Origin of the sequence: Clostridium frigoris, assembly GCF_018861865.1 — a bacterium.
Lineage (GTDB): Bacteria > Bacillota > Clostridia > Clostridiales > Clostridiaceae > Clostridium_AD > Clostridium_AD frigoris.
The window spans coordinates 1-10,152 of the sequence record NZ_JAHLDV010000078.1; the positions used below are offsets into that span (position 1 = coordinate 1).

Below are 10,152 nucleotides of genomic sequence, written 5' to 3' on the forward strand. Positions count from 1 at the left end.
TTTAAGGTGTGTTTGCTATATCCAAAAACAGGTTGAAACGTAACAAAGCACCAGCTATTGCTGGTGCTAATAATTAAAACTTTTTGGGACATTTTCAAATTCAGTTGACATGTTTATTTGTTTTTATTATAAAATTAAAGATGAAAGCAATGTTTATTATTGCTCTCACCTTTGATTATATAAAAACATTACCTTTTTTATATTATTTTTCACTCTTATATTTATTTGCAAAATCTAAATGAACTCGCATTGCTTTTCTAGCATCCGCGGAACTATGCCTTTCTAAAGATAAATATATCTCATTATGTTGAGAAAAAAGTATTTCCTTATTTCCTTCATGAACTATTATTAATTTTCTTGCATCTTTTATAAAATGATCTACAAGTGTTGAAACTGTTTTAAGAATATCAAAAATTAAAACATTACCCGAGCATTCTGCTATCTTATAATGAAATTTTTTATCTATTTCAGAATTAATATCCTCATCATCACAATTTAAGAATTTATGGGTAAGTTCCTTAATCTCTATTAATTGTTCATCCGTTATTCTCTTTGAAGCTAAACCTGCAGCCTCAACCTCCATAATCTTTCTGAGCTCCCATATCTCTTCTTTATTGCTTCCCTCTAACATAAACATAATTGATAATGGTTCAAATAGATTATCCTGAAAACTTGCCTTTATATAACTACCTTCTCCTTGTCTACAATCTATAAGTCCAATAACTTCTAATGCCCGAAGAGCTTCCCTAATAGATGCTCTGCTTACTTTTAATTGTTGCACTAAGTTTCTCTCTGAAGGTAGTTTATCACCTTTTTTAAGAGTACCTTTATCAATCATATTCTTTATTTGGTCAATTACTTGTTCGTAAACTTTCGTGCTCTTTATTGGGCTAAACATTTCATTCACACCTGGATATGTGTCCAAATGCTTTAATGTAGTTTTATCAATTTTATCCATTATGTGATTCCCCCCCTTTAATATCCAAAATCTATACACTTTATATATTATAACATAATAACAGCAGTTTAATAATGACACAAGTTATATCCAACTTCATAAATATTTTATATAAACTAGTGTAAACGTATTTTTTTAATAAAATACAATGTGAAATATAATTTACTTTATTTAAATAATAATTCAACTTATCTTTTCAAATAAGGGTAATATTGATATTTTCTTAACATTAACATCGTTATCATTTTTTTAAATAGAATGTTTAATATTATATTTTTATACATCCGCTACATATACTACAGGACAAAATATAAATAACCGATAAGATTTTATAAATCTTATCGGTTTTTAATCTTCTTAAAATATTCTTCAGATTCTATATATTAGTTTTATAACTTAAATTGTTGCACCATACTATTTAATTTTTCAGCAAGTATTGCCTGCCCTTGAGATGCTTTTGTTATTTCTTGGATAGCCATTACTGATTCATTAACACTTGCGAGTATCTCCTCTGAGCTTGCAACTGATTCCTCTGCCGTAGATGATACATTTTCAATTGCCTTCTTAATCTCTGACACAGTTTCATTTACTATATTCATTGAAGTTCCTATATCTGAAGATAACTCATTAAATACTGTCGCATCTGCTCCATATTGTTTACCTGTATCTACAAACGATATATAATCAGGTGTAACTTTATTATCAATAAAATTCAACACATCCCGTGCATTGCTCGAAAGATTTTGAAATGCATTTTCAACTCTTGAAGTTACCTCTTGAATTCTTTGAACTGCAACTGATGAATCTTCTGCTAATTTTCTAACTTCATCTGCAACTACTGCAAAACCTTTACCTTGTTCTCCGGCTCTTGCTGCTTCAATAGCTGCATTAAGTGCAAGAAGATTTGTCTGACTTGCTATGTTTTCTATTTCATTTGCCATTATCTTAACTTCACTAACAACCTTTCCTTCTTCAATTGCCTTTAATATTTTCTCTTGTTTCTCTTTACCTAATTTTTTTGCATTAGTAGCGCTGTCCTCTGCATCATTCATTATTTTTTCAGCTTTTACTCCTATTTTACTGGCAATCTTAATTCCATTGTTTGCTCTTAAAGTTACACCCGTCACATTCTCTGCAATACTTTCTGTTGTCGCATTTACCTCTTCAGCCGTTGCACTTAACTGTTCTGCCCCTATCGATACTTGCCTTACAGATTCATTAACAAGATCCATTTTCGCAGATATTTCTTCTGTAGTAGCAGATAGTTCTTCACTAGTAGCGCTAATATCTGTAGCACTTTCTGATATTTCAGCAACTAAGATTTTTAAGTTTACTACAGATTTATTTAAAGCCTTTGCTAAAATACCAATTTCATCGTTACTATCAATATCAACCGTTTTTGATAAATCATTTTCTCCAAGGGCCTGAGCAACTGTTAATACTTTCTTTAATCGCCTTGATATTGCAATTCCCATTACTAAACCAAGCATAATAGCAACAAATAACCCTAATACAGTCATCATTGTAACTCGGACATATGAGCCATTATATACTACTTGACTATTATCATAATTAACTTTTGCCATATCCATAGTTAATTTCGACTCTTTTTCTAGAACTGTTAACATGCCATTCTCAATTTTAGAAAGAGCTGGGAAAATTTCATTCGCTTTGGCATAATTGCCTTTATCAACTTCTTTAATTAAGTTATCTCTGGTTATGCGATAATTCCCAAGTGATTTTTCAAATTTTGCAAATTGTTGTCTATCTAAATTACTTGTAATGGTAGTCTTGTATTCTACAAGAAATTTATTATTAGTGATTACAAGACCTAAAATATCGTCTTTGTTCTTTTGTAAATCCCCTTTGTATATAGGCGCAGAAATTAAAAATAAATCTCCTTTACTTTTTAATAAATTTGCTTTAAGTCTAGCGATATCATTTACCCGTGCCAAGTCTATATTATAAATCTTTTTAACATTTTCATTCATAATATTTACACCTTTCATTCCAATAAAACCAACAATACCTATAAACAGTGCAACTAAAACAAACGCTGATACTAACTTCTGAATCATTTTTAAATTATTAAAAAATTTCATTAATCTTCACTCCTCAAATAATATATTGCCTTTAATTTTTAAAACAAAACTTTTTGTAATTGTATGATGTTTTACATACCTATGTAATTTATTCTTTTATTATTATTTATGTTTAATATATGCATCATTTTTACTGGTTTAATAGTTATCGTTAATTATTTATATAACTTTAGAAAAATTTCAATTGCATCGTTTACATAAAATGAAATGATTTTGTAATCTAAACGCTCAACAAAAAAGGCGGCAAAGCCGCCTTATTATTATTATTATTATTATTGTTTTCACTATATTATTAAATTTAATTAACGTAAAATATAGACAAGTCTTTTTTATAACATATAGACTATTCTTCTATAAAATATTTCATGCTTTCCTTTTTAAGTTCTATAGAACTATATAACAGCTCATAATCATTAATGTTAATGGCAGCCACAATTTCCTTAACTATTTTTTCGCATTCTTGATTATTTTGTCCATGAATCATCGTAAATACATTATATGGCCATTGTGGAAAAGTAGGCCTCTGGTAACAATGACTAACCTGAGGAAATGATATCATAATTTTACTTACGTCCTCAATTAAATCTTTCGGAACTATCCACACAACCATTGCATTTGAAGTAAAACCAATATTTCTATGATTTACAATAGTCCCAAATCTTCTTATAATACCACTGCTACAGAATTCTTTAATTCTATTTATTAATGCATTTTCTGTAATACCAAGTTCTCGTGCCATTTCTTTATACGGCTCTGGAACTAATGGCAAATCTTCTTGAACTGCACGTATAATACTTTTATCTAAGCCACTTAACATAAAATCACTCCTTAATATCAAAAACAACATTGATTTTAAATAGTCTTTCTACTGGTAACTCAATTATATCTTCAATACCTGTTTTAACTTTGATATCATTTAAAAACTCTTTAACACCTTCTATAGAAGCTTTTATTACTGTGAACCACATATTATATGAATGATTTCTAATATAATTATGAGTAACTCCATTATTACTATTTATAAATTTTGCTACTTCCTCAATTTTTTCCACAGGAACTTTTATAGCGCATAAGGTGCTATAATAGCCTAATTTCCTTAAATCAAATATTCCACCTATTCGTTTAATATATCCATTACTTTTAAGTCCACTAATAATATCAATAACTTGATTCTCTGATATATTGAGCTCCTTTGCGATTTTAAGAAAAGGTCTAGACTCTATTGGAAAACCAGATTGAATTAAGTTAAGTATATCTTTACTTATTTTATCCATTACTTTTTATTTCCTTTCTTTTCACTAGAATATGAACACCAATCTTCCCCTGCCATATAATCTCCATCATTATAATATGCTACGCGAGCACGACATCCACCACAAGCTTTTTTATAGTCGCAGCTACCACATTTACCTTTATAATTCATAGTTCTTAATTCTTTAAATATAGGATTATCTCTCCAAATTTCACTAAAAGGTGTCTCGCGTATATTTCCAATTGGCAGATTTAAATATGCACAAGGTTGCACATCTCCATTAGGACTAATAATACAGTAACTAGTTCCTGCTAAACACCCGCGACTAAACCTAGGGTTCATTCCCATTTCCTTTGCAATTCTCATAAACTCAGGTGCACAGGTAGGTTTTAGCTCTATATTAACATCATCTTGCTTTAACATTATGTCCTTTAATAATCTCTCATATTGCTCTGGATTTAATGATTCCTCTTCAATATCTGCGCCTCTTCCTGTTGGTACTAAGAAAAAAGTATGATGTGCCACAGCACCCATTCCAATTGCAAAATCGGTTATATCAAGTATTTCATCCTTATTCCAATTCATTACCGTTGTATGTATTTGAAAATGAAGTCCGATATCTCTACAATTTTTCATACCAATTACAGCTTCTCTCCATCCCCCTGTGTAATTTCGAAATTCATCATGCTTTTTAGGATTAAGACTATCTAGACTAATTCCTACCCCCATAACCCCAGCGTCTTTCAACTCCCTAGCAACTCTTTTAGTTATAAGCGTTCCATTACTCCCAATAACTGGCCTTAATCCAACTTTCACTGCGTGCTTAATTAAATCATAAATATCAGACCTTACTAAAGGCTCTCCACCTGAAAATACCATTATTTTAAACCCTGCCTTTGCTACTTCATCAATTAGTGATTTACCCTCAACCGTATTTAATTCATGTTGAGCTTTAATACCTGCCTCTCTATAACAATGCTTACAGTACATATTGCATTTATTTGTTGTGTTCCATGACATGATCATATTTTATGCCCCCTTACCATATTTTCTAAATCTCTTATATTAACCCAATTTCCTCATGCACACCTATTTCTTTATTACTCAAATAACAAGCAGGATCTGATGCCCAAAAATCTCCAGTTACCGATTCAGCTCTTGTTCTAAAATTACCATTACATACACTTAACCATTTGCATTTACTACATCTACCCTTAAGCAAATTTTTTCTATCCTTTAATCCCTTCATAATTGGGCTTGTTGTATCTTCCCAAATTTCTTTAAATGCTCTTTCTTTAACATTTCCAAAAGTATATTGTGGAGTAAACTGATCTGCATGTATATTTCCTAGGTAATCAACATTTGCAATAGCAATACCTGAACGATTTCCACCATTCATCTTCATTAATTTAAATATATTATCAGCTAAATGAGGATATTTTTTTACCGCTTGCAAATAAAGATAAACTGTATCCGCATGATTATCTACAGTAAGTATTTCAACCTTATCTCCGAGTTCTACAGTTTTTTTCATAATCAGATCCATTACAGCTCTCGACTCTTCGTGAGATATGTCTTCTTTAACCATTTCACTTCCTCTTCCTGAATAAACCAAATGATAAAAACAAACACGATTAATTTTTTCTTCTTTGATCAGATGAAATATATCCTCTATTTGATCATAATTATGGCTGTTAATAGTAAACCGTACCCCTACTTTTTGATCCACTTCTTTGCAATTTTTGATTCCAACTAAGGCTTTATCAAAACTTCCTTTAGTACGCCTAAATTCATCATGTCTATCACCAATACCGTCCAAACTAATTCCTACATACCCTACTTCACTTTGTTTAATTCTCCTAGCAATATCTTTATCAATAAGCGTACCATTAGTAGAAATCGTACAACGCATTTTATAATCTCCCGCATGCTTTATAAGCTCAAATAAATCTTCTCGAAGTAAGGGCTCACCTCCAGAGAATAATATTACTGGCACTTTAGCATTATGAAAATCATCAATAAGAGATAAAGCCTCTTTAGTGCTTAATTCACCTTTATATTTTTTACTGTCTGAATTCGCATAACAATGCATACACTTTAAATTACAAGTTTTTGTGCAATTCCACACAACAACAGGCCCATGACCATTACTAACTCCATTTTTTTGCGTGCTTGCTCCGCTTACATACCTTAATTTATCTCCAAAATTTTTAGCCCCACATAATAGTTTAGATACTCCAATCATATTTTTTCTCCTCTTCTAAACAATTTAATTTCTATAATAAAAAAAAGGAGTACAATTCCATTCTCCTTAACAAAATTTATATATAAAAACCAATAATTTATTAATTTATATGTATTTAATTAAATATTTATGCTTAATAATTTCATCATATATTAAAAAAATAATCTATATCTCATTTAATATGTATATCCCATAACTAAAAGCAAATAAAATAAGAGTATCATACTAAATTTATAGTATGATACTCTTATCTTATTTTGCTAATATTTCTTATTTACACATGGTACCAAGTGCATCTGCAGAAAGTAGTGCAGCATAAACGTCCTTTGGAGTAACCTCAAATGGTTCATTGATCATTGTTTCACCTGGTCCACAAGAAGCAACCGCCACGCTCATTAATTCCTCAGGAGTTATGTATCCTATTCCTAAATCCATAAGTGTACATGGAAGTCCTACACTCTTGCAAAACAATATTGCTTCTTCGATTTCAGCAAGGGGTCTATTTTCAAGTACTAATTGTGTTATTGCACCAAATGCAACTTTTTCACCATGGTAAAACTTATGAGTTTTTTCAAGCACTGTTAATCCATCATGAATTGCATGTGCTGCTGCAAGACCTCCGCTTTCAAAACCAATTCCACTTAAATAAGTGTTGGCTTCAATTATGTTTTCAACTGCTTTAGTACATACATTACCATCACAAGCAATTCTTGCTTGTACTCCATCTGATAATAATGTATCATAACAAAGTTTTGCTAGTGCCATAGCTGCAAGCGTTGCTTTTTCACCTGACATATTTCCTCTATTTCCTTCGGAGCAGGCTCTTGCTTCAAAATATGTAGCAAGTGCATCTCCCATTCCAGCTACTAAAAGTCTTACTGGTGCCTCTGCAACTATATCAGTATCAACTAATACGACTTCAGGATTTTTAGGAAGTAATAAGTAATTTGAGAAAACTGCTTCTTTAGTATAAATAACTGATAATGCACTACATGGTGCATCTGTTGCAGCTATTGTAGGGACTATAATTACTGGAAGTTTGCAATAATATGCAACAGCTTTTGCAGTATCAAAAGCTTTTCCTCCACCTATACCAACAATTACGTCGCAACTCGAACCTTTTACTACTTTCATCAATCTTTCAATTTCTTCGATGCAACATTCTCTATTAAAAGTTTCATATGATAACTTACATCCACTTCCTTTAAAGCTTGTCTCAATTGTGCTTGTAGTCTGTTTAATTGCTCTTTCTGTTCCAATTATTAAAAATGATTTTCCATATGCTTCGATATGATCCTTAATTTTTTTAAGTTCTCCACTTCCTTGAATATATCTTCCTGGTGACATAATAATTTTTGACATATTAGTTACCCCTTTCATTTTAAAATTAATTTAAATTAGCAGAAAAATTAACAATTCGTCAAATTCTCTGCTTAGTATAACATATATTTACAACAATATTATTTTAAAATATTACTTTACTATAACAAATTATTAAATACTTCTTTTTTAGGAGACGCAATAACTTCTTTATTTAAAAGCATTCCTGTTTGTGCTACTGCATTTACACCTACTTCAACAGCGGCTTTAACTGAACTTACATCGCCTGTCAAAGTTATATATGATTTACCCCCAATTCCCATTCCAAGTCTTATTTCAATTAACTTAACTTGTGCTGCTTTTGCAGCAGCGTCCGCTGCAACAATGGATGCTGCTATTGAAAAAAATTCTAATATTCCAAGAGCATTTACCTTATCTATTGTTGCATTACAATTAATGGCACCAATAACATCAGGGTGCACATTAGCAATTAAAACATCATCAACAACATACTGACCGCCATAATCAACTCCCGACCTTTGAGCAGCTTTTACTGCCCCAACTTCCCCAGCCACTAATATTATAAATTTCCCTGGACAAGTAGGTTTTGAAAATAAGAGTCTCACTTCTGCAGACTTTAGCATAACATCTGCTACTGCTATTCCTCTTGCTATGCTGTTAAGCTCTATTAATGCTATTGATCTAATCATAATATCACCTCGCTACCTTCAATAATTATACAATCAGATACCTTTGTAACTTTTCCACTAATACTTGCATGAATATTAGCCCCCATATCACCAGGCTTAACTTCACCAATTAGTTGCCCTTTATTAACTTCATCGCCCACTGCTACAATTGCAGTAGCTAATTTACCTATATGTTGCTTTAATGGTATGGTCACAATGTTAACCTTTACCTCAATTGCGTCTTCATCAAATTTTATATCTTTATATTTACCTAAATTAAGTCTTTGTACAAGCCTTGATACAGGTACTTGCCTGCCATCTCTTTGTTCATCTGGGGTTATTTTTAAAGTTGTATTAAACTTAACTCCCTTTTGTCTTAACTCATTTTTTATTATTATATTTACTTGCCTTGGAGATATTCCCATAGGACAAGCATACATTTCACATATGCCACATTCGCTGCATATTAAGGCTTCCTTAAAAATTTCCTCTGAATGATCTAGTGACATTGAAATTGCTCTCATAATTTTGTGAGGTCTTAGTGGATGACCCAATAAATATCTTGGACACATTTGAGTACAATATGAACACTGAATACATGCAGATTTTGTTTGATTAATTATGTGCTGCACAGATAATGATTTTCTTTCTTTAATATAATGGTCTGCAGGAAGTACTAATATTGCGCCATCAGTTTTAGTTATACTTCTTTTTTCTACTTCATCATAACTTAAAATTCTCCCCATCATAGGCCCACCCATAACTACACAATAATCTTTAATATTTAAGCCGCCTGCAGCTTCTATACATTTTGAAACTGAAGTTCCAATTGGAACTGATAATAGGGTTGGATTATTCACTTCACCAGTTACAGTAATTATTTTGTCAGTAACACTTTTGCCTCTCGTTGCATCATATATGTTTAACACGGTTACAACATTTGACACCACTGCTCCAACATTTAATGGTATCCCTCCTGGTGGAATTACTCTTCCAGTAACCTCATATACTATAACTTGTTCATCTCCTGCAGGATAAACACTTTTAAGATAAAAAAGTTCAACTTCTGAGTCGAGCTTTTTTATTGCAATATGGAGAGCTTCTATCTCTCTTTCATATTCACCTTTAATTGCAATTATAACCTTATCTGCTCCTACCAGAGGTGCCATAAGGCTTAGTGCCTTTATTATTTTGTCTGCATTATGACGCATAATATACTTATCAGTTTGAATAAGTGGCTCACATTCTGCTGCATTAACTAAAAGATATTCAACATTACATTTTAGTTTAATGTGAGTTGGGAATCCAGCCCCCCCTGCTCCTACAACTCCAGCTTTATATATTTGGTCTAATAGTTCCATATTAAACCCTTCCTCTCTTTATTATAAATTACTCTTGATATCTCACTCATTCTTAAAATCTCATCATTTCAAAAAGAAACTTTCTTGTTATATATTGAATTATTGTATTTATATGGCATAGGTGGATGACTTAAATAGAGCTCTGCTTTTTTGTTAAATTATGGCTACGACGGATGTCCGCATTATCTCTGGTAACTTACCCTTCCATGTCTCACAGGATCTATG

At 31.5% G+C, this 10,152-nt stretch carries 9 protein-coding genes; all 9 read right to left on the reverse strand.

Annotated elements, in window-relative coordinates; genetic code table 11:
- Positions 1 to 202 precede the first annotated feature (202 nt).
- On the reverse strand, positions 203 to 898 hold the full coding sequence (locus KPL37_RS18010; RefSeq protein WP_216151478.1) for a FadR/GntR family transcriptional regulator: 696 nt from the start codon (positions 896 to 898) through the stop codon (positions 203 to 205).
- 449 nt (positions 899 to 1,347) lie between these two features.
- The gene (locus KPL37_RS18015) at positions 1,348 to 3,060 is read right to left on the reverse strand and encodes a methyl-accepting chemotaxis protein (RefSeq protein WP_216151470.1); all 1,713 of its coding nucleotides are present in this window, start codon (positions 3,058 to 3,060) and stop codon (positions 1,348 to 1,350) included.
- 343 nt (positions 3,061 to 3,403) lie between these two features.
- Positions 3,404 to 3,877 carry a siroheme decarboxylase subunit beta gene (ahbB, locus tag KPL37_RS18020; RefSeq protein WP_216151471.1) on the reverse strand — a complete coding sequence of 158 codons (474 nt, stop codon included), beginning with the start codon at positions 3,875 to 3,877 and terminating at the stop codon, positions 3,404 to 3,406.
- Between the two features lie 4 nt (positions 3,878 to 3,881).
- Positions 3,882 to 4,334 (reverse strand): siroheme decarboxylase subunit alpha, encoded by a 453-nt coding sequence (gene ahbA, locus KPL37_RS18025; RefSeq protein WP_216151472.1) that lies wholly within the window; start codon positions 4,332 to 4,334, stop codon positions 3,882 to 3,884.
- Positions 4,334 to 5,338 (reverse strand): putative heme d1 biosynthesis radical SAM protein NirJ2, encoded by a 1,005-nt coding sequence (gene nirJ2 / locus KPL37_RS18030; protein WP_216151473.1) that lies wholly within the window; start codon positions 5,336 to 5,338, stop codon positions 4,334 to 4,336. Before nirJ2 ends, ahbA begins: the two co-directional genes overlap by 1 nt.
- Positions 5,339 to 5,372: 34 nt before the next feature.
- Positions 5,373 to 6,557: a putative heme d1 biosynthesis radical SAM protein NirJ1 gene (nirJ1, locus tag KPL37_RS18035; protein ID WP_216151474.1), complete on the reverse strand. Its 1,185-nt coding sequence runs from the start codon at positions 6,555 to 6,557 to the stop codon at positions 5,373 to 5,375.
- A 270-nt stretch (positions 6,558 to 6,827) separates the two neighbouring features.
- On the reverse strand, positions 6,828 to 7,919 hold the full coding sequence (locus tag KPL37_RS18040) for a glycerol dehydrogenase (protein ID WP_216151475.1): 1,092 nt from the start codon (positions 7,917 to 7,919) through the stop codon (positions 6,828 to 6,830).
- 119 nt (positions 7,920 to 8,038) lie between these two features.
- Positions 8,039 to 8,587 (reverse strand): BMC domain-containing protein, encoded by a 549-nt coding sequence (locus KPL37_RS18045; RefSeq protein ID WP_216151476.1) that lies wholly within the window; start codon positions 8,585 to 8,587, stop codon positions 8,039 to 8,041.
- Positions 8,584 to 9,927, reverse strand: a complete 1,344-nt coding sequence (locus tag KPL37_RS18050) for a 4Fe-4S dicluster domain-containing protein (RefSeq protein ID WP_216151477.1) — start codon at positions 9,925 to 9,927, stop codon at positions 8,584 to 8,586. The genes KPL37_RS18045 and KPL37_RS18050 overlap by 4 nt, the downstream gene beginning before the upstream one ends.
- Between the last annotated feature and the right edge of the window lie 225 nt (positions 9,928 to 10,152).